The organism is Pseudomonas sp. NPDC089401 (assembly GCF_044749485.1).
Classification (GTDB): domain Bacteria; phylum Pseudomonadota; class Gammaproteobacteria; order Pseudomonadales; family Pseudomonadaceae; genus Aquipseudomonas.
Genome location: NZ_JBIVIA010000010.1, coordinates 122,506 through 143,196, shown reverse-complemented (window position 1 = coordinate 143,196; position 20,691 = coordinate 122,506). Strand labels below are relative to the sequence as shown.

The window sequence follows — 20,691 nt, the reverse complement described above, 5'->3', positions numbered from 1 at the left end:
CCTGCTCCGGCCTCTTCGCGGGGAAGCCCGCTCCCACAGGATCAGCACAGCCTTCAGCTTCTATGCAGTCCCTGTGGGAGCGGGTTTACCCGCGAAGAGGCCGGCACAGGCTAACAATTAACCGGACAGAACATTCCGTTCGATTATCGCCCCGTTCCGTTTGCGGCGAATTGCCTCACCCCCGCCTCGCCCCGCAACATCGGCCACGCAACGTTGCACGGTTCATCACAAAAAAGACCCGCCCCTGCAGGCCGCATCCTGCAGCAGACCGGCTCGCCCATAAAAACAAGAGATCCACGACAGATGAGCATTTCGCAACCCGCACGCCAGCTGCTGCCCGGCCTGTTGGCCATGTCCTGCGCCCTTCCGGCAATGGCCGCCGACGGCGGATTCCTGGAAGACGCCAAGGCCACCCTCAACCTGCGCAACTTCTACATCAACCGCAATTTCGTCGACCCGGCCAACCCACAGGGCAAGGCCGAGGAATGGACCCAGAGCTTCATCCTCGATGCCCGCTCCGGCTTCACCCAAGGCACCGTCGGCTTTGGCGTCGACGTGCTGGGCCTGTACTCGGTCAAGCTCGACGGCGGCAAAGGCACCACCAATACCCACCTGCTGCCGGTGCACGACGACGGCCGCCCGGCCGACGACTTCGGCCGCCTGGGCGTGGCGCTGAAAGCCAGGATTTCGCAGACGGAACTGAAAGTCGGCGAATGGATGCCGGTCCTGCCGATCCTGCGTTCGGACGACGGCCGCTCGCTGCCGCAGACCTTCCGCGGCGGCCAGCTGACCTCGAAGGAAATCGACGGCCTGACCCTGTACGCCGGCCAGTTCCGCGGCAACAGCCCGCGCAACGACGCCAGCATGGAAGACATGTCGCTCAACGGGCGCGCGGCCTTCACTTCAGACCGCTTCAACTTCGCCGGTGGTGAATACACGTTCAACGACAAACGCACCATGATCGGCCTGTGGAATGCACAGCTCAAGGACATCTACCGCCAGCAGTACCTCAACCTGGTACACAGCCAGCCACTGGGCGAGTGGACCCTGGGCGCCAACCTCGGCTACTTCACCGGCAAGGAAGACGGCGCCGAGCGCGCCGGCGAGCTCGACAACCGCACTGCTTCGGCATTGCTCTCGGCACGTTACAAAGGCCACACCTTCTACGTCGGCCTGCAGAAGGTCAGCGGCGACGATGCCTGGATGCGGGTCAACGGCACCAGCGGCGGCACCCTGGCCAACGACAGCTACAACGCCAGCTTCGACAACGCCAAGGAACGCTCCTGGCAGGTACGCCATGACTTCAACTTCGTCAGCGTCGGCATCCCTGGCCTGACCCTGATGAACCGCTACATCAAGGGTGACAACGTCACCGTCGGCAGCGTCACCGACGGCAAGGAATGGGCACGGGAGACGGAGCTGGCCTATGTGATCCAGTCCGGCACCTTCAAGGACCTGTCGGTGAAGTGGCGCAACTCCACCATGCGCCGGGATTTCAGCACCAACGCGTTCGACGAGAATCGCGTGATCGTCAGCTACCCGCTGAATCTCCTCTGAATTCACCGGCCTCTTCGCGGGTAAACCCGCTCCCACAGGTACAGCACAGACATCGAAATCTGTACTGTACCTGTGGGAGCGGGTTTACCCGCGAAGAGGCCAGATGCCTTCTCAAATAATAAAAAAGCATAAACAAATCAATAAACCTTCTTTGACGACATATAAAACAACCGCTTAAATCGAGCCCCGTTCCACCGCAGAGCCTCGACATGGACCTTCGCCAACTGCGCTATTTCATCGCCCTCACCGAGTACCGCAGTTTCGTCCGCGCCGCCGAAGCCATGGGCATCACCCAACCCGCCTTCAGCCGGGCCATCCAGGGCCTCGAGCACAGCTTCGGCTGCCCCTTGGTCGACCGCGCCAGCAAGGCCCTGCCGCCGACCCCCGAAGGCCTGGTGGTGCTGCAACACGCCCGCCGCCTGGTGCAAGGCGCTGCGCAGTTGAGCAACGAGGTGCTGCAGATGACCAAGCTCGACGCCGGCGAACTGCACTTCGGCAGTGGCCCGGCACTGGCCGTGCGCCTGGTGCCGCAAGCCTTGCAACATTTCATCGCCCACCACCCCGGCATCCGCACCGCCCTGGTGGTGGACAACGCCGAACGTCTCGGCCAGGCCCTGCGTCGCGAACAGATCGAGTTCTTCGTCGACGACATCCGCCCCTTCGAAGCCGATGCCAATTTCCACACCGAACCGCTCAGCCCACGCCCCGGCCTGTTCTTCTGCCGTTCCGGCCACCCGCTGCTGGCCAAGGACAGCCTGTCGACCAACGACCTGTTCGCCTACCCCCTGGCCAGCGCGCTGCTCACCCCCGGCGTGCGCAAGCGCCTGGCCAACCTCAGCGGGCGCAGCGACTTCACCCCGCACTTGCAGACCGAGCACCTGGCGGTGCTGCGCAGCGTGGTGCTGGCCAGCGACACGATCGGCATGGCCAGCGAGGAAGCGCTGGCCGAAGACCTGGCGACGGGCAAGCTGGTGCGCCTGCACTGGCGCAACCTGCCACCGGCGCTGGAGGTGCTGAGTGTGCGCTGTGGGGTGGTCAGCCGCAGTGGCTACCGCTTGTCGCCGGCGGCGCGGGCGATGATCGAGACGCTGGTGGCGCTGGATGCGCCAATGCGCGTGGCTGCCATTCGCTGAGCTGATGATGGTGGTGGCTTCAGGCTATTCTCAGCTATATGGGTTGCCAAGCCCGGCCCTTTCGCGGGTAAACCCGCTCCCACAGTGGCACCTGTAGGAGCGGGTTTACCCGCGAAAGGGCCGGCACAGGCGACACAATGCAGATCCGGCCACCCAGGGAGGAACAACAATGAAAAACCTCGTCGAACACCTGAGCCAGTACGCCAACTACCACCGCGACCCACGCAACATCGCCACCCATTTCGTCGGCATCCCGCTGATCGTCGTGGCGGTCACGGTGCTGCTGTCCCGTCCGGGCTGGGACGTGGCCGGCATCTGGCTGTCCCCCGCCCTGCTCGCGGCCGCCGCTGCGGTGAGGTTCTATCTACGGCTGGACCTGCGCCTGGGGCTGGTCATGGGGCTGCTGCTGGGCTTGTGCCTGTGGATCGGCCAGGCACTGGCGGTGCAGTCCACCGGCCTGTGGCTGAGTGCGGGTCTGGGGGCATTCGTGGTGGGTTGGATCATCCAGTTCGTCGGCCATCACTACGAAGGCCGCAAGCCGGCGTTCGTCGACGATATCAGCGGCCTGATCATCGGGCCGCTGTTCGTGGTGGCCGAGGCGGCGTTCATGTTGGGCCTGTGCCCGGCATTGAAACAGGCCGTGGAAGCCAATGCCGGGCCCGTGGCCGTGCGCGGGGCTTAGCCCCGCGACTCCACGCCCAGCTCATCCCACACCGATTCGGCCAGGTGGAAGGTGGCGTTGGCCGCCGGAATGCCGCAGTAGATCGCGCTCTGCATCAGCACTTCCTTGATCTCGTCGCGGGTCACGCCGTTGTTGGCGGCGGCGCGCAGGTGCAGCTTGAGCTCGTCGTTGCGGTTCATGCCGATCAGCATGGCGATGGTGATCAGGCTGCGGGTATGGCGCGGCAGGCCTGGGCGGGTCCAGATATCACCCCAGGCGTGGCGGGTGATCATTTCCTGGAACTCGCCGTTGAAGTCGTTGAGTTTCTCCAGGCTGCGGTCCACGTGGGCGTCGCCCAGTACCGCGCGACGCACCTGCATGCCGGCGTCGTAACGTTGTTTTTCATCCATGGCCAAGTCCTCAGCGAGCCAGCAGGAAGTCGAGCACGCGCAGGCTGAACGCCTCGCCGATCTCGACGTTGGAAAGGTGCGCCGCCGGGAACTCGGCGTAGGTGGCACCAATGATACCGGCCTGCATGAAGCGGCCATGCTCCGGGGTGGTGACCACGTCTTCGGTACCGGCGACGATCAGCGTCGGCACCTGGATGCGGCCCAGTTGCTCACGGAAGTCGGCATCGCGCACGGCGGCGCAGTTGGCCGCGTACCCCTCGGGGCTGGTTTGCGCCAGCATCTGGCAGATACGTTGCGCCTCCTGCGGCTGCGCCTCGGCGAAGGCCGGGGTGAACCAGCGGGCGATGGAGGCATCGCGCAGGTCGACCATGGCCTGCTGGCCGCCCTTGAGCACGGTGTCGATGCGGGTGTTCCACACCTCGTCATTGGCGATCTTCGCCGCCGTGTTGCACAGGGTCAGGCTGTGCAGGCGCGGGCCGGCATGGATGCCCAGCCACTGGCCGATCAGGCCGCCCATGGACAGGCCGACGAAGTGCGCGTGCTGGATGTCCAGCGCGTCCAGCAGCGCCAGCACATCCTGGCCCAGCCGCTCGATGCTGTAAGGGCCCGGGCTGACCATCGAAGCGCCATGGCCACGGGTGTCGTAACGCAGCACCCGGAAGTGTTCGCTCCACAGCGCAACCTGGCTGTCCCACATGCCCAGGTCGGTCCCCAGCGAGTTGGACAGCACCAGCACCGGCGCATCGGCCGGGCCATCGAGTTGGTAGTTCAGTACGCCATCGGCCAGTTGCAAGTGCGCCACAGCGGTCTCCTTCAGGCAGTGAATCGTTGATGTTCGGCCACGGCGCGCGCCACCCAGACGCGGGCCTGGCCGAGGTAATGGGCGGGGTCGAGCAGGCGGTCGAGTTCTTCCGCGCTCAGCTCGGCACTGACCTGCGGCTCGTCGCCGAGCACTGCACGCAGGTGCCGCTGCTCGGCCACCGCGCGCTGGCAGCACTGTTCCAGCAGGTGGTGGGCGCGGTCGCGGCCCAGGCGCTGGGCGAGGACGATGCTTACGGCTTCGGCCAGCACCAGGCCCTGGGTCAGGTCGAGGTTGCGGCGCATGCGCGCGGCGTCCACTTCCATGCCCTCGGCGATCACCTGGGCCTGGCGCAGGGCGCCGGAGACCAGGCAGCAGATGTCCGGCAGGGTTTCCCATTCGGCATGCCACAGGCCAAGGCTGCGCTCATGCTCCTGGGGCATGGCGGCGAACAGCGTCGAGAGCAGCCCCGGGGCGCGGGTCGCGGCGCCGATCAGCACTGCCGCGCCAACCGGGTTGCGCTTGTGCGGCATGGTCGAGGAGCCGCCCTTGCCCGGCGCGGAAGGCTCGAACAGCTCGCCCGCCTCGGTCTGCATCAGCAGGCTGATGTCGCGGCCGAACTTGCCCAGGCTGCCGGCCACCAGGCCCAGCACCGAGGCGAACTCCACCAGGCGGTCGCGCTGGGTATGCCAGGGCTGTTCGGGCAAGCTCAGGTCGAGCTGCTCGGCGAGCGCTTCGGCGACCGGCAGCGCCTTGCTGCCCAGCGCGGCCAGGCTGCCGGAGGCACCGCCGAACTGCAGCACCAGCAAGCGCGGGCGCAGTTCCTGCAGGCGCTGGCGGTGACGGGTCAAGGCGCCGAGCACGCCGGCCAGCTTCATGCCCAGGGTCACCGGCGTTGCGTGTTGCAGCCAGGTGCGCCCCACCAGCGGCGTGTCGGCATGCTGCAAGGCCTGGCGCGCCAGGGTGTCGGCCAGCTTGGCCAGGTCCGCCTCGACCAGCTCCAGGGCCGCGCGCAATTGCAGCACCAAGCCGGTGTCCATGGCGTCCTGGCTGGTGGCGCCGAGGTGCACGTAGCGCTCGGCCTCGGGCACACCGCTGGCGATCACCTTGCCCAGCGCCTTGACCAGCGGGATCGCCGAGTTGCCGGCGGTGGCGATGGCATCGGCCAGGGCGCCGACGTCATAGCGCTCGGCCTTGCAGGCCGCCTCGATGGCTGCCACCGCGCTGTGCGGCACCAGCCCGGCAGCGGCTTCGGCACGGGCCAGCGCGACCTCGAAGTCGAGCATGCCCTGCAGGCGGCCGCGGTCGGAAAACACCTCGCGCATGGCCGGCGCGGTGAAGTAGGCATCGAACAGTTGGTTGCTCATGCAACGTCCTTAATCATCGTGGTGCAGGTATTCGGCCTGCTTCGGCAAACGCAAGCTGAACAGGAAGGCGATCGCCATCATGGCCGTCACGTACCAGTAGAACGTGTTTTCCATGCCCAGGGTCTTCAGGCCCAGGGCCACGTACTCGGCCGAACCGCCAAAGGCCGCGTTCGCCACCGCGTAGGCCAGGCCCACGCCCAGCGCACGTACCTGCGGCGGGAACATCTCGGCCTTCACCAGGCCGCTGATCGAGGTGTAGAAGCTGACGATGCACAGCGCCAGGGTGATCAGCACGAAGGCCATGAACGGGCTGCTCACGGTCTTCAGCGCCATCAGCAGCGGCACGGTGAACAGCGTACCCAGCGCGCCGAACAGCAGCATGGAGTTTCGCCGGCCGATGCGGTCCGACAGCATGCCGAACAACGGCTGCATCAGCATGTACAGGAACAGCGCGCCGGTCATCACGAAGCTGGCGCTCTTGGCATTCATGCCCGCCGTGTTGACCAGGTACTTCTGCATGTAGGTGGTGAAGGTATAGAAGATCAGCGAGCCGCCAGCGGTGTAGCCGACCACCGTGATGAACGCGGCGGTGTGGTTGCGGAACAGGCCCTTGATGGTGCCGGCGTCCTTGTCCTGGCGGGTTTCCGCGCTGCTGGTCTCGTGCAGCGAGCGGCGCAGCATCAGCGAGATCAGCGCGGCGATGGCGCCGACCACGAACGGGATGCGCCAGCCCCAGGCGCGCAGCTCGTCCTCGCTCAGCACCTGTTGCAGGATCACCACCACCAGCACCGCCAGCAACTGGCCGCCGATCAGGGTCACGTACTGGAACGAGGCGAAGAAGCCGCGCTGGCCGCGCAGGGCCACCTCACTCATGTAGGTGGCGGTGGTGCCGTACTCGCCGCCCACCGACAGGCCCTGGATCAGCCGCGCCAGCAACAGCAGTGCCGGGGCCCAGGTACCGATGCTCGAATAGGTCGGCAGGCAGGCGATCATCAGGGAGCCGAAGCACATCATCAGCACCGAGATCATCAACGAATTCTTGCGGCCATGACGGTCGGCCAGGCGTCCGAAGATCCAGCCACCGATCGGGCGCATGAGGAAGCCCGCAGCGAATACGCCGGCGGTGTTCAGCAGTTGTACGGTAGGGTCGTCGGACGGGAAGAAGGCGGGAGCGAAATAGATCGCGCAGAAGGCATAGACATAGAAGTCGAACCATTCCACCAGGTTGCCGGAAGAGGCACCGACGATGGCGAAGATGCGTTTGCTGCGCTCTTCGCCGGTGTAATAGGCAGAGGTCATGGTGTGTTTACTCCTGGAGGGTCACCGGTAAGTCTAGACATACCTAGTAACACACTCGTTCCGCTTGCGGGCTGGCAATTGGCCTTGTGTCTATAGGTGCCGGCCTCTTCGCGGGTAAACCCGCTCCCACAGAGGGAGGCGTGGTTCCCCCTGTGGGAGCGGGTTTACCCGCGAAGAGGCCGGTACAGGTCAAACCCGCTCGATAGCCAAAGCCAGGCCTTGGCCGACGCCCACACACATGGTCGCCAGGCCCTTGCGCCCGCCACTCTTCTCCAGCTGGTGCAGCGCCGTCAGCACCAGGCGCGCACCGCTCATGCCCAGCGGGTGGCCCAGGGCGATGGCGCCGCCGTTGGGGTTCACCTGCGGTGCATCGTCGGCCACACCCAGCTCACGCAGCACCGCCAGGCCTTGGCTGGCGAAGGCTTCGTTGAGCTCGATCACATCGAAATCGTTCACCGCCACGCCCAGGCGCTCGGTCAGCTTGCGCACCGCCGGCACCGGGCCGATGCCCATCACGCGCGGCGCCACGCCGGCGCTGGCCATGCCCAGGACGCGGGCACGCGGGGTCAGGCCGTGCTTCTTCACCGCTTCCGCCGAGGCCAGGATCAGTGCCGCGGCACCGTCGTTGACGCCCGAGGCGTTGCCAGCGGTGACCGTCTTGTCCGGGCCGTTGACCGGCTTGAGCTTGGCCAGCGCTTCGAGGCTGGTGTCCGGGCGCAGGTGCTCGTCACGCTCGACGATGGTTTCGCCCTTCTTGTGGACGATGCGCACCGGCACGATCTCTTCGGCGAAGAAGCCGGCAGCCTGGGCGGCAGCGGCCTTCTGCTGGCTGCGCACGGCGAAGGCATCCTGGTCGGCGCGCGATACCTGGTAGTCGTCAGCCACGTTGTCGGCGGTTTCCGGCATCGAGTCCACACCGTACTGGCTCTTCATCAGCGGGTTGATGAAGCGCCAGCCGATGGTCGTGTCTTCCAGCTTCATGTTGCGCGAGTAGCCGCTTTCGGCCTTGCCCATGACGAACGGCGCACGCGACATCGACTCGACGCCGCCGGCGATGGCCAGCTCCATCTCGCCGCTGGCGATGGCGCGGAAGGCCGTGCCGATGGCGTCCATGCCCGAGGCGCAGAGGCGGTTCAGGGTCACACCCGGGATGCTTTGCGGCAGGCCGGCCAGCAGCAGGGCCATGCGCGCGACGTTGCGGTTGTCTTCACCGGCCTGGTTGGCGCAGCCGAAGAACACTTCGTCGAGCTGGTCCCACTGCACCGACGGGTTGCGTTCGATCAGCGCCTTCAGCGGTACCGCTGCCAGGTCGTCGGCGCGCACGCCGGCCAGGGCGCCACCGAAGCGGCCGATGGGGGTGCGGATGGCATCACAGATAAATACTTCACGCATCAGGCTTCTCCTGCCAGGGTGCTACGTTGAGCCCAGATTAAGGAGACAGGGGGGTGGCTTACAATTCGATAATCGACTATTTGTGCGGTTATCGAACTGAATGTTTCGCCACTCGCCGTTTCCGATTCTGGGGCTGCTTTGCAGCCCTTTCGCGACACAAGGCCGCTCCTGCAGGGGATCTCGCCTACCTGCAGGGGCGGCCTTGTGTCGCGAAAGGGCCGCAAAGCGGCCCCGCCTTATCAGGTCGCGTCGGCGTGGCTCACCAGGCCCTTGACGATCACGCCCACCGTCGCCAGCGCCGCCGGCACCAGCAAGGCGGTTAATACCTGCTCGAAATTCCAGCCCAGGCCCAGCAGCGTCGCACCACTCCAGGCCCCGAGGATCGCACCGAAACGACCGATGCCCAGCATCCACGATACGCCGGTTGCGCGCCCTTGGGTCGGGTAGAAACGCGCCGCCAGCGAAGGCATGGCCGATTGCGCGCCGTTGACGCACATGCCGGCGACCAGCACCAGGGTGGCGAGCACGGTGATGTTGCCCAGGCTTTGGCCCACGGCGTAGGCGAACACCCCGGCCAGCAGGTAGAAGAGGCCGATGACCTTGTGCGGATTGAAGCGGTCCATGGCCCAACCCACTGCCACCGCGCTGAGCACCCCGCCGAACTGGAACAGCGCGCCGATGAACGCGGCCTGCTCCATGCTCGCGCCGCTGTCGCGCATCAGCGTCGGCAGCCAGCTGGTCAGCAGGTAGACGATCACCAGGCCCATGAAGTAGGTCAACCACAGCAGCATCGTGCCCAGGCCATAGGTGCCGGAGAAGATCACCGCAAACACGTTGCGTGCCGCCACGGCCTTCTGTTCCGGCACGCTGAAGCTGGCGGCCTGGGCCACCACATCCGGGGCGATCGGCGCCAGGGTCTTGCGCACCTTGTCGCTGCCGCGGTTGCGCACCACCAGGAAGCGCGCCGACTCCGGCAGCCAGACCAGCAGCACCACGGCCAGCAGCAACGGCAGCACACCACCGATCACCAGCAGGCTGTGCCAGCCGTAGGCCGGGATCATCTTGGCGGAAATGAAGCCACCGCCGGCCATGCCCAGGTTGAAGCCGCAGAACATACTGGTGACCAGCAGCGACTTGAGGCGCTCAGGGGTGTATTCGGAAAGCAGCGTGGTGGCGTTGGGCATGCCAGCGCCGAGGCCAAGCCCGGTGAGGAAGCGCAGCACCAGCAGTTGGTCGACGTTGCTGGCATAGGCCGAGGCCAGGCTGAACCCACCAAACACCAGCACCGCAGCGACCAGCACGCCTTTGCGGCCAAAGCGGTCGGCCAGCGGGCCGGAGCCGAGGGCACCGAACACCATGCCGATCAGCGCGGCGCTCATCACCGGGCCGAGGCTCGCGCGGTCGATGCCCCATTCCTGGGACAGTGCCGGGGCGATGAACCCCATGGCGGCGGTGTCGAGGCCATCGAGGAAAACGATGAGGAAACAGAGAATCACCACCCGCCACTGGTAACGCGACAGCGGTTGGTCATTGATGAAGGACTGGACGTCGAGGTTGAGGCCGACAGATTGGGGCTTGTTCATTGTTGTTATCCAGAAATGGGCACAGTCGGGCCACCGCACATGCTGAGCGGGTACAGGGTTCGAAATCGATGGCGTGCGGCCTGAATCAGCCTGGATACAACGGCACTGCGAACGGGTGCGGCCGCGGCAGTCGAGTGACAGTGGTCATGGGATGCGCCTCTTATGTTTTTCTTGTATCGGTCGGCTGAGCCGACCGTTGCGAGAGACATTAATCAGCGAACCGGGGCGGCGCAATTCACCCGGAGCGACACTGTGCGTTTATCGCACAGGAAACAGGCCGTCAGCCAAACAACTGGTGGCAAAGGTCACGACTGGCCGCCAGCAGGATCGGCAGGAAACGCTGCTCCAGCTCACTGCGCGTCACCCGCCCGACATGGGTGCTCACGTTCAGCGCCGCCAGCACCTGCCCGGACGCATCATAGATCGGCACCGCGATCGAGCGCAGCCCCTGCTCCAGCTCCTGGTCGACCACGCACCACCCTTGCGCCCGCACTTGCTGGATGCAGGCGAACAACGACTCGGGGTCGTTCAGCGTGCGGCTGGTGCGCGCCTTCAGGTCGGCCCGCTCGAGGTATTCACGCAGGCTGGTGTCGTCCATCGCCGCCAGCAGGATGCGGCCCATCGACGTGCAGTACGCCGGCAGGCGCCCGCCCACCGAGAGGTCGACCGAGATCAACCGCTCGACCGTGGCCGAGCGGGCAATATAAAGAATGTCGTCACCTTCGAGGGTGGCCATGTTGGCCGCCTCGTGCAACTGGTCACTGATGCGATCCAGGTAGGGCTGGGCCGACATCGCCAACGGCGTGGACGACAGGTAGGCATGGCCCAGGGTCAGTACCTTGGGCAGCAGCGAGTAGGTGCGCCCGTCGGTGGTGGCGTAGCCGAGCTTGATCAAGGTATGCAGGCAGCGCCGCACTGCCGCCCGGGGTATTTCGGTGCGGTGGCTGATCTGGGCGATGGTCAGGTGGCGCTTGCGCTCCTGGAACGCCTGGATCACGGCCAGGCCGCGGGCCAGCGAAGTCATGAAGTCCGGGTCGCCGGTGAAGGCCTGGATACGCTTGGCGGGCGAGGCCACGATGGGCGGCGCCATGGCCGGCGCCGTCGCGCGTACCGCCTCTGGGTTGGCAGATTCGTTGACCGGGTTTTCGTCGTTCATCGCTCACCTCAAAAAAATCACTGGCTCGTGCGATTATCGAACGAACGGCCGATAATCGCAATTGACCGCCGACAAATTTACTTATACCTTTCTCCTGCCACATGTGGCTTCTTTGGAGAGACTGGTCAGGTACCCACCGTAGAAGTCCCCAGGCAACGGCCTCGCCTTGTGCGGGGCCGTTTTATTTCCCCTCCCCTGCGCTTCAATTGCAATGAACTTCGCCCAGCAGGCCCGGTTCAAACTATGCACGCGCCACCCTGCGTGGAAACTTTGACAGTTGCTGTCAGGGTTGGGTAAATAACGCTGTTGGACGAATTATCGGTTGCTATACTCGATTCAGCTGGCCCGGTTCGATACAGCGATGGGCAACTCCCGCCCTTGATACCGTCAACCAGCACGCCCGTGCATGGGCAACTTGCACAGGCACACAACACGACCACTTTGACTCATTCGGGTATTACTGTGACGAAAGATGAACTGCGCGCGGAACTCGAGCGCCAGGCCGAACGTTACAAGGAAGTTTACGGTGGTGAAGTCACCACCTATGCCGCGCAACCGGAACCGGAGCGCAAGCCCTGGCGCAAACGTGCCACTGTCCAGGACCAGGCGTTCAGCCAGGAGCTGGAAAAAATGGAAAAGGAACTGCGCAGCGAAGAACCCTGAGCGGCAGTCCCCTTGCCTTCGCGCCGCGGGTCAGTGGCCCACGGCGCGGCCGATCATTACCGATTGGCCGTGTATGAAATGGAATTACACAAATTTCATACACTCGTTTGAAGCCTTGGTTCATCGTCATTTTCTCAGGCTTTTGACGATTTTCCGACAATTTCATGATTTTTCACCGAGCTTTTCTTGCACCATCAGGCATACGCTCATCCACAGGGCCTGCCCACAAATCTGCCATCGGTCAGCTGTGGGTGCATCGATTGCCCAGGTTTTCTGGCATAATCCCGCCCCCCTAAGACCGCCAGACAACCTTCATGATCGATTTATTCAGCGGACTGGATGCCTGGGTATTGGTGAGCCTGCTGCTTGCCCTGACCTTCGTGCTCGCATTCGAGTTCATCAATGGCTTTCATGACACCGCCAACGCGGTAGCCACCGTCATCTATACCAAAGCCATGCCACCACACCTGGCCGTGTTCTTCTCCGGGGTGTTCAACTTCCTCGGCGTTCTGCTCGGCGGAGTCGGGGTGGCCTACGCCATCGTGCACCTGCTGCCGGTCGAACTGCTGATCAATGTGAACACCGGGCATGGCCTGGCCATGGTCTTCTCGCTGCTGGCCGCGGCCATCACCTGGAACCTGGGCACCTGGTATTTCGGCATCCCCGCCTCCAGCTCGCACACCCTGATCGGCTCGATCCTCGGCGTCGGCCTGGCCAATGCCCTGATCAACGACATCCCGCTGGGCGATGGCGTCAACTGGCAGAAGGCGATCGACATCGCCATGTCGCTGGTAGTCTCGCCGATCGCCGGCTTCGCCATTGCCGCGCTGGTGCTGATCGGCCTGAAGTGGTGGCGCCCGCTGTCGAAGATGCACAAGACCCCGGAGCAGCGCCGCAAGCTCGACGACAAGAAGCACCCGCCGTTCTGGAACCGCCTGGTCCTGGTGATTTCGGCCATGGGCGTGAGCTTCGTGCACGGTTCCAACGATGGTCAGAAAGGTATCGGCCTGATCATGCTGGTGCTGATCGGTATCGTCCCGGCCAAGTTCGTCCTCGACCTGAACAGCACCACCTACCAGATCGAGCGCACCCGCGACGCCACCCTGCACATGAGCCAGTTCTACCAGCGCAACGCCGCCACCCTGGGCGAGTTCCTGGCACTGGGCAAGGCCCAGGCGACCGACCTGCCGGAGCAGTTCAGCTGCAACCCGCAGCAGACCGAGCCGACCATCGCCGCCCTGCAATCGTCGCTGCAAGGCGTGACCGACTACCACACCCTGGATGCCGACAAGCGCGTCGAAGTGCGTCGCTACCTGCTCTGCCTGGACGACACCGCGAAAAAGGTCGGCAAGCTGCCAGGCCTGGACGCCCGTGAAAAGGCCGACCTGGAGAAGCTGCGCAAGGACCTCACCGCCACCACCGAATACGCCCCGTTCTGGGTGATCGTGGCCGTCGCCCTGGCCCTGGGCCTGGGCACCATGGTCGGCTGGAAGCGCGTGGTGCTGACCGTCGGCGAGAAGATCGGCAAGCAAGGCATGACCTACGCCCAGGGCATGTCGGCGCAGATCACCGCAGCCTGTGCCATCGGCATGGCCAACGTGTTCGCCCTGCCGGTGTCGACCACCCACGTGCTGTCGTCCGGCGTGGCCGGCACCATGGTCGCCAACAAGAGCGGCCTGCAAGGCGGCACCGTGAAGACCATCCTGCTGGCCTGGGTGCTGACCCTGCCGGCCTCGATGGGCCTGGCGGCCGGCTTGTTCTGGCTGGCGTCCAAGGCACTGGCTTGAACTAGCCCGCTGCATTGAAAAAGGCGCCTTAGGGCGCCTTTTTCGTAGATGCTATCCTGCACTGGCCTCTTCGCGGGCAAGCCCGCTCCCACAGGGATATTGACCAGCCTGAGAGCGGCGCCATCTCTGTGGGAGCGGGCTTGCCCGCGAAGAGGCCGGTGCAGGCAGTCACCTTTTCTTGCCCCCCAGCAAAGACCCCATCAAACCCCGCACCAACTGCCGCCCCAACTGGTTGGCCGCCTGGCGCACCGCCGACTTGATCGCCTGCCCCGCCGCACTCTGCAAGAACTCCCCGGCCTTGTCGGCAAGGCTCTCTTCGTCCGCTTTCGGCACCGGCGCCGGCTCCACGGGCTCGCCTTTGCGCTGAGTCAGCATTTCATACGCCGACTCACGATCGAACGGCTTGTCATAGCGCCCGGCCAGCGGCGAGGCCGCGATCAACGCCGTGCGCTCAGCCGCGCTCAACGGCCCGATCCGCGATTGCGGCGGGGCGATCAGCACGCGCTGGACCATCGCCGGCGTACCCTTCTCTTCCAGCGTGCCGACCAGCGCCTCGCCAATCCCGAGCTCGGCCAGCACCGTCAGGCTCTCGAACGCCGGGTTGGGCCGGAAGCCATCGGCGACGGCGCGCAGCGATTTCTGCTCCTTGGCCGTGAACGCGCGCAACCCATGCTGGATACGCAGCCCCAACTGCGCCAGCACGCTGTCCGGCAGATCGCCCGGCGACTGGGTGACGAAATACACCCCCACGCCCTTGGAGCGGATCAGCCGCACCACCTGCTCCAGGCGGTCCTGCAAGGCCTTGGGCGTGCCGTTGAACAGCAGGTGCGCTTCATCGAAGAACAGCGCCAGCACCGGCTTGTCGGCATCGCCGCGCTCGGGCAACTGCTCGAACAGCTCGGCCAGCAGCCAGAGCAGGAACGTGGCGTAGACCTTGGGCGCCTCGTGTACCAGCCGGCTGGCATCGAGCAGGTGGATACGGCCGCGGCCATCGGCGTCGGGCCGCAGCAGGTCTTCCAGTTGCAGGGCCGGCTCGCCGAACAGCGCCTCCGCGCCCTGCTGCTCCAGGGTCGCCAGGCGACGCAGCAGGGCCTGGGTCGAGGCACTGGTCATCAGTGCGCTGTCCTCGCCCAGCAACTGCGGGTTGTCCTTCAAGTGCGCCAGCAGGGCCTTGAGGTCCTTGAGGTCGAGCAACAGCAGGCCTTCGCGGTCAGCCACCTTGAACGCGGCATACAGCGCGGCCTGCTGACTGTCGGTCAGCTCCAGCAGGTTGCCCAGCAGCAGCGGCCCCATTTCACTGAGGGTGGTGCGCAAGGGATGGCCGGACTGCCCGGCCACGTCCCACAGGCTGACCGGATACGCCTTTGGCGCATGCCCAAGCCACGGCATGCCGGCAATCCGTTCGGCCACCTTGCCCTGTGGCGCACCCACCGCACCCAGGCCGCAGAGGTCACCTTTGACGTCGGCCGCGAACACCGCCACACCGGCATCGCTGAACACTTCCGCCAAATGCTGCAAGGTCACGGTCTTGCCGGTACCCGTTGCGCCTGCCACCAGCCCGTGGCGGTTGGCCAGGCGCATGGCCTGGCCGACAGGCAAGCCGTCTGGGCCGGCACCTACAACTATGGTCGAAGATTCCGACATCTCTCTATTCCTCTACTCAAGCTTTAGCTTAATTGGGCCGATACCTTTGGGTGATATTCGCCTTAATAGACAGGAACAACCGAAAAAGGATTTTTCGGGATGTTGCACTGTTTGCAGCGCTACTTGTGCGAACGCCCGATAAAAACCTTAGCGGAACCGATTACGCCATGAACAAAAGCCTTCGTTTCAGCCACAAGATACTTTTGGCAGCTTCACTGATCGTGATACTCGCCTTCAGCCTTTTCACCCTTTACAACGATTACCTCCAGCGTAATGCGATCCGCCAGGATCTGGAGAATTATCTGGCTGAAATGGGCGAATCCACTTCAACCAATATCCGCAATCTTTTCGACGGCCGCATCAAGCTGGTGGAAAACCTGGCGCAGAACATCGCCCAGCAACCGGCCAACGCCGAAACCCTGATGGGCCAGAACGCGCTGATCTCCAGCTTCCTGACCGTGTACCTGGGCAAGGTCGATGGCGGCTTCAGCGTGCGCCCCGATGCGAAGATGCCCGACGGCTACGACCCGCGCACCCGTCCCTGGTACAAGGACGGCATGAATGCCCAGGGCGCGATCCTCACCGAACCGTACATCGACATGACCACCAACAAGATGGTCATCGGCATCCTCAGCAAGGTATCGGGCAACGTCGGCGTGGTCGGCGGCGACCTGTCCCTGGACGGCCTGGTGCAGATCATCAACTCGCTGAACTTCGGCGGCATGGGCTACGCCTTCCTGGTCAACGACCAGGGCAAGATCCTGGTCCACCCGGACAAGGCCCTGGTGATGAAGTCGCTATCGGACCTGTTCCCCCAGCACACGCCGAAACTGTCCGGTGAGCTGACCGAAGTCGACAGCAACGGCCAGGCCCGCCTGCTGACCTTCACCCCGATCGAAGGCCTGCCGTCGGCCAACTGGTACATCGGCCTGTCGGTGGACAAGGACAAGGCCTTCGCCATGCTCAGCACCTTCCGCACATCGGCGATCATCGCCACGGTGGTGGCGGTGGTGATCATCATCGGCCTGCTCGGCCTGCTGATCCGGGTGCTGATGCAGCCCTTGCACACCATGACCCGCGCCATGGAAGACATCGCCGAAGGCGAAGGCGACCTGACCAAGCGCCTGAGCATCCACAACCACGATGAATTCGGCATCCTCGGCAAGGCCTTCAACCGCTTCGTCGAGCGCATCCACGGCTCGATCCGCGAAGTCTCCTCGGCCACCGAGCAGGTCAACGAGGTGGCGCTGCGGGTGATCAGCGCCTCGAACTCGTCGATGAGCAACTCCGACGAACAGTCCAACCGCACCAACAGTGTGGCCGCCGCCATCAACGAACTGGGCGCCGCCGCCCAGGAAATCGCCGGCAATGCCGCCCAGGCCTCGCAGCACGCCAGCTCCGCCCGCCTGCTGGCGGAAGAGGGCCAGCAGGTGGTGGAACGCAACATCGCGGCGATGAACCGTCTGTCCGACCTGATCGTCACCTCGAGCGCGCACATCGAGACGCTCAACAGCAAGACCGTGAACATCGGCCAGATCCTCGAGGTGATCACCAGCATTTCCCAGCAGACCAACCTGCTGGCGCTGAACGCTGCAATCGAGGCCGCCCGCGCCGGTGAAGCCGGCCGTGGTTTCGCCGTGGTCGCCGACGAAGTGCGCAACCTGGCGCACCGCACCCAGGAGTCGGCGCAGCAGGTACAGGGCATGATCGAAGAGTTGCAGGTCGGCGCCCGCGAGTCGGTCGACACCATGGGCCAGAGCCAGCGCCACAGCCAGGACAGCATGGCCATCGCCAACCAGGCCGGCGAGCGCCTGGACAGCGTGACCGTGCGCATCGGCGAGATCGACGGCATGAACCAGTCGGTGGCCACCGCCACCGAAGAGCAGACCGCCGTGGTCGACTCGATCAACATGGACATCAACGAGATCAACATGCTCAACCAGGAAGGCGTCGAGAACCTGCAGGCGACCCTGCGCGCGTGCTCGGACCTGGAACAGCAGGCCAGCCGCCTGAAGCAGCTGGTCGGCAGCTTCCGCATCTGACCTGACGCACCGCCTGCTTCGCGGGTAAACCCGCTCCCACAGGGAACGCAAATCCCTGTAGGAGCGGGTTTACCCGCGAAGAACCCAGCACCGCCCTCCCGCCGAACTCCGATCGAACAATCTATCCTTCAGAAAGGTCAACCTTTAGGCGCGTCATCACCAGATGACACACCCGAAGACGATCCCGGAGGGATGCTGATCGTGCACATCGCTGACATCACCATGTTCTATGCCCCGGCCAGCGGCGGCGTGCGCACGTACCTCGATGCCAAGCACCATCGCCTCCACGCCCTCCCCGGCGTGCGCCACAGCCTGCTGATCCCCGGCGCCAGCGCCCGCCACACCGACGGTATCCACGAAGTCCCCGCCCCACCCCTGCCCTTCGGCAAGGGCTATCGCTTCCCCGTACGCCTGGCGCCCTGGTGCAATGTGCTGCGCCAGCTCGAACCCGACCTGATCGAAGTCGGCGACCCTTACCTCACCGCCTGGGCCGCCCTCGAAGCCCGGCGCAAGCTGGACGTGCCGGTGATCGGTTTCTACCACTCGGACCTGCCGCTGCTGGTGGGCAACCGCATGGGCAACTGGTTCACGCCCAATGTCGAGGCCTACGTCAGCAAGCTGTACGGCAATTTCGACCGTGTGCTGGCGCCCAGCCAGGTGATGGCCGACAAGCTGCGCCGCCTCGGGGTGCGCGACGTGCACGTGCAGCGCTTGGGGGTCGACCTGGACACCTTCAACCCTGCACGACGCGACCCGCAACTGCGGGCGCAGTTGAGCATCCCGGATACCAGCCGGCTGCTCATCTACGCCGGGCGCGGCTCGCGGGAAAAGAACCTGCCGGTGCTGCTCGACTGCATGCAGCGGCTCGGCCAGCCCTACCACCTGCTGCTGGTCGGCTCGAACATGCCAGCCGGCGTGCCCGACAATGTCAGCGTCATCGACCAGTTCCGCCCGCCCCTGGAGGTCGCCCGGCTGATGGCCAGCGCCGACCTGCTGGTGCACGCCGGCGACCAGGAAACCTTCGGCCTGGTCATCCTCGAAGCCATGGCCAGTGCCACCCCGGTGGTGGCGGTGCGGGCCGGGGCGTTTGGCGAGATCGTCGACGCACGCTGTGGCCGCCTGTGCCCGCCGAACGATGGCCGGGCCATGGCCGCTGCCGTGCACGAGGCGTTCGAGGCCGGTGTACGTCAACTCGGCAGCCAGGCCCGTCGTCATGTCGAGCAACACTATTCGTGGGACAGCGTGGTCAACGGCCTGCTGCAGCACTACGAGGGCGTGCTCGGCCATTGCACGCGGGTGCGCGCCCATGGCTGAGGCCGCCAGCGCGACGGGCAGCCTGATGCTGGTGCTGCACGACATCGCGCCGGAGACCTGGCCGGACTACCAGCCCTTCGTCCAGGCCGTGGACGCCATCGGCAACGTGCCGATGACCTGGCTGGTGGTGCCGGACTTCCACCACCGCAACCCGCTGGCCCGCTCGCCGACCTTCTGCCGACTGCTCGAACGGCGCCTTGCCCGTGGCGACGAACTGGCACTGCACGGTTTCTACCATGCCGATGACGGGCCGCCGCCGCGCAGCCTGGGCGAGTACTTCATGCGCCGGGTCTACACCCATGAAGGCGAGTTCTACACCCTCGACCAGCGCCGAGCCTTGCAACGCCTGGAACAGGGCCTGGCGCTGTTCGACGGCCAGGGCTGGCCAGTCGCGGGCTTCGTCGCCCCGGGCTGGTTGATGAGCCAAGGCACTCGCGAAGCGTTGCGCCAATTGCCCTTGCGCTACACCAGTACACCCCGGCACCTGTACCGGCTGCCGGACTTCAGCGCATACGACGCCCCAGGGCTGGTCTGGAGCGCCCGCAGTGCCTGGCGTCGTGGCCTGTCGCGGGTGGTCTGCGACTGGCAGTGTCAGCGCTGGCGCAGCGCCGAAACCCTGCGCCTGGGCCTGCACCCGGTGGACATGCGCCACCGCTCGTCGCGCGACTACTGGCTGCGCACCCTCGACCAGCTGTTGCTGCAAGGCCGTGAGCCATTGACCAAGTCGGCCTGGCTGGAGCGCCAGGTGCTGGCATGACCCGCTTCGCCTGGCTGGCCCTGGCCCTGCTGGGCGCCGCGCTGGTGCCCGCCTGGCTGGGTGGCAGCGAGCTGCTGCCCCGACTCATGGCCTTCGATACCGGCCTGCTGCTGACCCTGCTGGGCATGATCGTGCTGTGCTGGGTGATCAACGCCCTGCGCCTGCGCCTCCTGCTGGGCCAGCACGGCGCCACCCTGGGCCGCGTGCGCAGCCTGGGCGTGGTGATGGCCACCGAGTTCGCCATCTGCACCACCCCCGGCGGCAGCGGCGGACCACTGACGCTGATGACCCTGCTCGCCCGCGAACGCATCGGCCCGGCGCGCAGTGGCGCAGTGTTCGCCATGGACCAGTTGAACGACCTGCTGTTCTTCTTCTGCGCGATGCTGGCAATCGCCGGCTATGCGCTGTTCCACAGCCTGGGCCGAAGCCAGGAAGGCCTGCTGCTCGGCAGCGCCCTGCTGCTGTGCTCGGCCCTGGCCCTGGTGCTGATGCTGATGCGCTACAGGCGCGCGATGATGCGCTTCAACGGGCAGGTGCTGCGCCGCCTGGGCATGTCGGCGCTACGCAGGCGACGCTGGGCGCGCAAGCTACTGCACTTCATCGATGCCCTGGCCCAGACCTGGCGCCTGCCCAGGCGCACCCTGGCGCTGGTGTTCAGCCTCACCTGCGCACACTGGGGCCTGCGCTACAGCGTGCTGTACCTGGTGTTGCAGGGATTGGGGGTGGAACTGGCGTGGATCCCCAGCTTCCTGGTGCAGATGCTCTCGCTCAGCGCCGGGCAGTTCAGCCTGCTGCCAGGTGGTGCCGGGGCTGCCGAGCTGACCTCGGCCAGCCTGCTGGCGCCGATGGTGGGCAGTCCCACCGCAGCTGCAGCGATACTGATCTGGCGCGCGGTCACCTACTACTTTTATCTGCTGGCGGGCGGGCCGGTGTTCGTCTGCCTGCTGGCGCGTCCGTTGCTGGCGCGCTGGCGGCGTCAGGCGGGTTGAGCTGGCGCCAGAGCTCGGCGGCATCGGGGAAGTCGGTGCCGTCCTCGTCGCCCAGGGCTTCGGGGTCGTAGCGGGCGAGGCAACCTTCGCCCAGGGTGGGTGGGGGGGAAGCGGTCGGTTTGTTGCGCGGCCTGGACA

Annotated in this window: 17 protein-coding genes and 1 pseudogene; 10 read left to right on the top strand and 8 right to left on the bottom strand. The window is 65.4% G+C overall.

Annotation, left to right across the window (positions count from 1 at the left end; genetic code table 11):
• The first annotated feature begins 303 nt into the window (after positions 1 to 303).
• The 3 genes from ACIP21_RS21955 (at position 304) to ACIP21_RS21945 (ending at position 3,372) form a co-directional block, all read left to right on the top strand.
• The gene (locus ACIP21_RS21955) at positions 304 to 1,557 is read left to right on the top strand and encodes an OprD family porin (protein ID WP_400691994.1); all 1,254 of its coding nucleotides are present in this window, start codon (positions 304 to 306) and stop codon (positions 1,555 to 1,557) included.
• Between the two features lie 209 nt (positions 1,558 to 1,766).
• Positions 1,767 to 2,690, top strand: a complete 924-nt coding sequence (locus ACIP21_RS21950) for a LysR family transcriptional regulator (RefSeq protein ID WP_400691992.1) — start codon at positions 1,767 to 1,769, stop codon at positions 2,688 to 2,690.
• Between the two features lie 169 nt (positions 2,691 to 2,859).
• Positions 2,860 to 3,372 (top strand): DUF962 domain-containing protein, encoded by a 513-nt coding sequence (locus tag ACIP21_RS21945; protein WP_400691990.1) that lies wholly within the window; start codon positions 2,860 to 2,862, stop codon positions 3,370 to 3,372.
• Here the strand turns inward: ACIP21_RS21945 and pcaC are convergent.
• The 7 genes from pcaC to pcaR form a co-directional block, all read right to left on the bottom strand.
• Positions 3,369 to 3,761 (bottom strand): 4-carboxymuconolactone decarboxylase, encoded by a 393-nt coding sequence (gene pcaC / locus ACIP21_RS21940; RefSeq protein ID WP_028635111.1) that lies wholly within the window; start codon positions 3,759 to 3,761, stop codon positions 3,369 to 3,371. The genes ACIP21_RS21945 and pcaC overlap by 4 nt on opposite strands.
• 10 nt (positions 3,762 to 3,771) lie before the next feature.
• The gene (gene pcaD, locus ACIP21_RS21935; protein ID WP_400691988.1) at positions 3,772 to 4,563 is read right to left on the bottom strand and encodes a 3-oxoadipate enol-lactonase; all 792 of its coding nucleotides are present in this window, start codon (positions 4,561 to 4,563) and stop codon (positions 3,772 to 3,774) included.
• 11 nt (positions 4,564 to 4,574) lie between these two features.
• Positions 4,575 to 5,927, bottom strand: a complete 1,353-nt coding sequence (locus tag ACIP21_RS21930; protein ID WP_400691986.1) for a 3-carboxy-cis,cis-muconate cycloisomerase — start codon at positions 5,925 to 5,927, stop codon at positions 4,575 to 4,577.
• 9 nt (positions 5,928 to 5,936) lie between these two features.
• Positions 5,937 to 7,226: an MFS family transporter gene (locus ACIP21_RS21925; RefSeq protein ID WP_400691984.1), complete on the bottom strand. Its 1,290-nt coding sequence runs from the start codon at positions 7,224 to 7,226 to the stop codon at positions 5,937 to 5,939.
• 189 nt (positions 7,227 to 7,415) lie between these two features.
• The gene (gene pcaF, locus ACIP21_RS21920) at positions 7,416 to 8,621 is read right to left on the bottom strand and encodes a 3-oxoadipyl-CoA thiolase (protein WP_400692247.1); all 1,206 of its coding nucleotides are present in this window, start codon (positions 8,619 to 8,621) and stop codon (positions 7,416 to 7,418) included.
• A gap of 236 nt (positions 8,622 to 8,857) precedes the next feature.
• Positions 8,858 to 10,201: an MFS transporter gene (locus ACIP21_RS21915; protein WP_400691981.1), complete on the bottom strand. Its 1,344-nt coding sequence runs from the start codon at positions 10,199 to 10,201 to the stop codon at positions 8,858 to 8,860.
• 280 nt (positions 10,202 to 10,481) lie between these two features.
• Positions 10,482 to 11,291: a pca regulon transcriptional regulator PcaR gene (gene pcaR, locus ACIP21_RS21910; RefSeq protein WP_400692244.1), complete on the bottom strand. Its 810-nt coding sequence runs from the start codon at positions 11,289 to 11,291 to the stop codon at positions 10,482 to 10,484.
• A gap of 528 nt (positions 11,292 to 11,819) precedes the next feature.
• On the opposite strand from pcaR, the gene ACIP21_RS21905 reads away from it, so the two are divergent.
• Both ACIP21_RS21905 and ACIP21_RS21900 read left to right on the top strand, forming a co-directional pair.
• Positions 11,820 to 12,020, top strand: a complete 201-nt coding sequence (locus ACIP21_RS21905; protein ID WP_060508484.1) for a hypothetical protein — start codon at positions 11,820 to 11,822, stop codon at positions 12,018 to 12,020.
• Positions 12,021 to 12,334: 314 nt separating this feature from the next.
• Positions 12,335 to 13,807, top strand: coding sequence for an inorganic phosphate transporter (locus ACIP21_RS21900; RefSeq protein ID WP_400691978.1), 1,473 nt, complete (start codon positions 12,335 to 12,337; stop codon positions 13,805 to 13,807).
• 168 nt (positions 13,808 to 13,975) lie between these two features.
• On the opposite strand, the gene ACIP21_RS21895 is transcribed toward ACIP21_RS21900, so the two are convergent.
• Positions 13,976 to 15,451 carry a helicase HerA-like domain-containing protein gene (locus ACIP21_RS21895; protein WP_400691975.1) on the bottom strand — a complete coding sequence of 492 codons (1,476 nt, stop codon included), beginning with the start codon at positions 15,449 to 15,451 and terminating at the stop codon, positions 13,976 to 13,978.
• 167 nt (positions 15,452 to 15,618) lie between these two features.
• Between ACIP21_RS21895 and ACIP21_RS21890 the strand changes: the two are divergent.
• The 5 genes and pseudogenes from ACIP21_RS21890 to ACIP21_RS21870 form a co-directional block, all read left to right on the top strand.
• Positions 15,619 to 16,635 (top strand): annotated as a pseudogene (locus ACIP21_RS21890) (cache domain-containing protein); the annotation flags it as partial.
• 93 nt (positions 16,636 to 16,728) lie between these two features.
• Positions 16,729 to 17,493, top strand: coding sequence for a methyl-accepting chemotaxis protein (locus ACIP21_RS21885; RefSeq protein ID WP_400692242.1), 765 nt, complete (start codon positions 16,729 to 16,731; stop codon positions 17,491 to 17,493).
• 192 nt (positions 17,494 to 17,685) lie between these two features.
• Positions 17,686 to 18,807 carry a glycosyltransferase family 4 protein gene (locus tag ACIP21_RS21880; RefSeq protein WP_400691972.1) on the top strand — a complete coding sequence of 374 codons (1,122 nt, stop codon included), beginning with the start codon at positions 17,686 to 17,688 and terminating at the stop codon, positions 18,805 to 18,807.
• The gene (locus tag ACIP21_RS21875; protein ID WP_400691969.1) at positions 18,800 to 19,564 is read left to right on the top strand and encodes a DUF2334 domain-containing protein; all 765 of its coding nucleotides are present in this window, start codon (positions 18,800 to 18,802) and stop codon (positions 19,562 to 19,564) included. Before ACIP21_RS21880 ends, ACIP21_RS21875 begins: the two co-directional genes overlap by 8 nt.
• Entirely contained in the window at positions 19,561 to 20,553 is a 993-nt protein-coding gene (locus tag ACIP21_RS21870; RefSeq protein WP_400691966.1) for a lysylphosphatidylglycerol synthase transmembrane domain-containing protein, read from the top strand. The genes ACIP21_RS21875 and ACIP21_RS21870 overlap by 4 nt, the downstream gene beginning before the upstream one ends.
• Positions 20,554 to 20,691: the final 138 nt, after the last annotated feature.

Excerpts from the sequence above, each read along its gene's own strand:
- ACIP21_RS21900 (WP_400691978.1), top strand. The coding sequence starts at position 12,335 with ATGATCGATTTATTCAGCGGACTGGATGCCTGGGTATTGGTGAGCCTG.
- ACIP21_RS21945 (WP_400691990.1), top strand. The coding sequence starts at position 2,860 with ATGAAAAACCTCGTCGAACACCTGAGCCAGTACGCCAACTACCACCGC.
- ACIP21_RS21930 (WP_400691986.1), bottom strand. The coding sequence starts at position 5,927 with ATGAGCAACCAACTGTTCGATGCCTACTTCACCGCGCCGGCCATGCGC.
- ACIP21_RS21950 (WP_400691992.1), top strand. The coding sequence starts at position 1,767 with ATGGACCTTCGCCAACTGCGCTATTTCATCGCCCTCACCGAGTACCGC.
- pcaC (WP_028635111.1), bottom strand. The coding sequence starts at position 3,761 with ATGGATGAAAAACAACGTTACGACGCCGGCATGCAGGTGCGTCGCGCG.
- ACIP21_RS21915 (WP_400691981.1), bottom strand. The coding sequence starts at position 10,201 with ATGAACAAGCCCCAATCTGTCGGCCTCAACCTCGACGTCCAGTCCTTC.
- ACIP21_RS21885 (WP_400692242.1), top strand. The coding sequence starts at position 16,729 with ATGAGCAACTCCGACGAACAGTCCAACCGCACCAACAGTGTGGCCGCC.
- ACIP21_RS21895 (WP_400691975.1), bottom strand. The coding sequence starts at position 15,451 with ATGTCGGAATCTTCGACCATAGTTGTAGGTGCCGGCCCAGACGGCTTG.
- ACIP21_RS21870 (WP_400691966.1), top strand. The coding sequence starts at position 19,561 with ATGACCCGCTTCGCCTGGCTGGCCCTGGCCCTGCTGGGCGCCGCGCTG.
- pcaR (WP_400692244.1), bottom strand. The coding sequence starts at position 11,291 with ATGGCGCCGCCCATCGTGGCCTCGCCCGCCAAGCGTATCCAGGCCTTC.
- ACIP21_RS21955 (WP_400691994.1), top strand. The coding sequence starts at position 304 with ATGAGCATTTCGCAACCCGCACGCCAGCTGCTGCCCGGCCTGTTGGCC.
- ACIP21_RS21925 (WP_400691984.1), bottom strand. The coding sequence starts at position 7,226 with ATGACCTCTGCCTATTACACCGGCGAAGAGCGCAGCAAACGCATCTTC.
- ACIP21_RS21875 (WP_400691969.1), top strand. The coding sequence starts at position 18,800 with ATGGCTGAGGCCGCCAGCGCGACGGGCAGCCTGATGCTGGTGCTGCAC.
- ACIP21_RS21880 (WP_400691972.1), top strand. The coding sequence starts at position 17,686 with ATGCTGATCGTGCACATCGCTGACATCACCATGTTCTATGCCCCGGCC.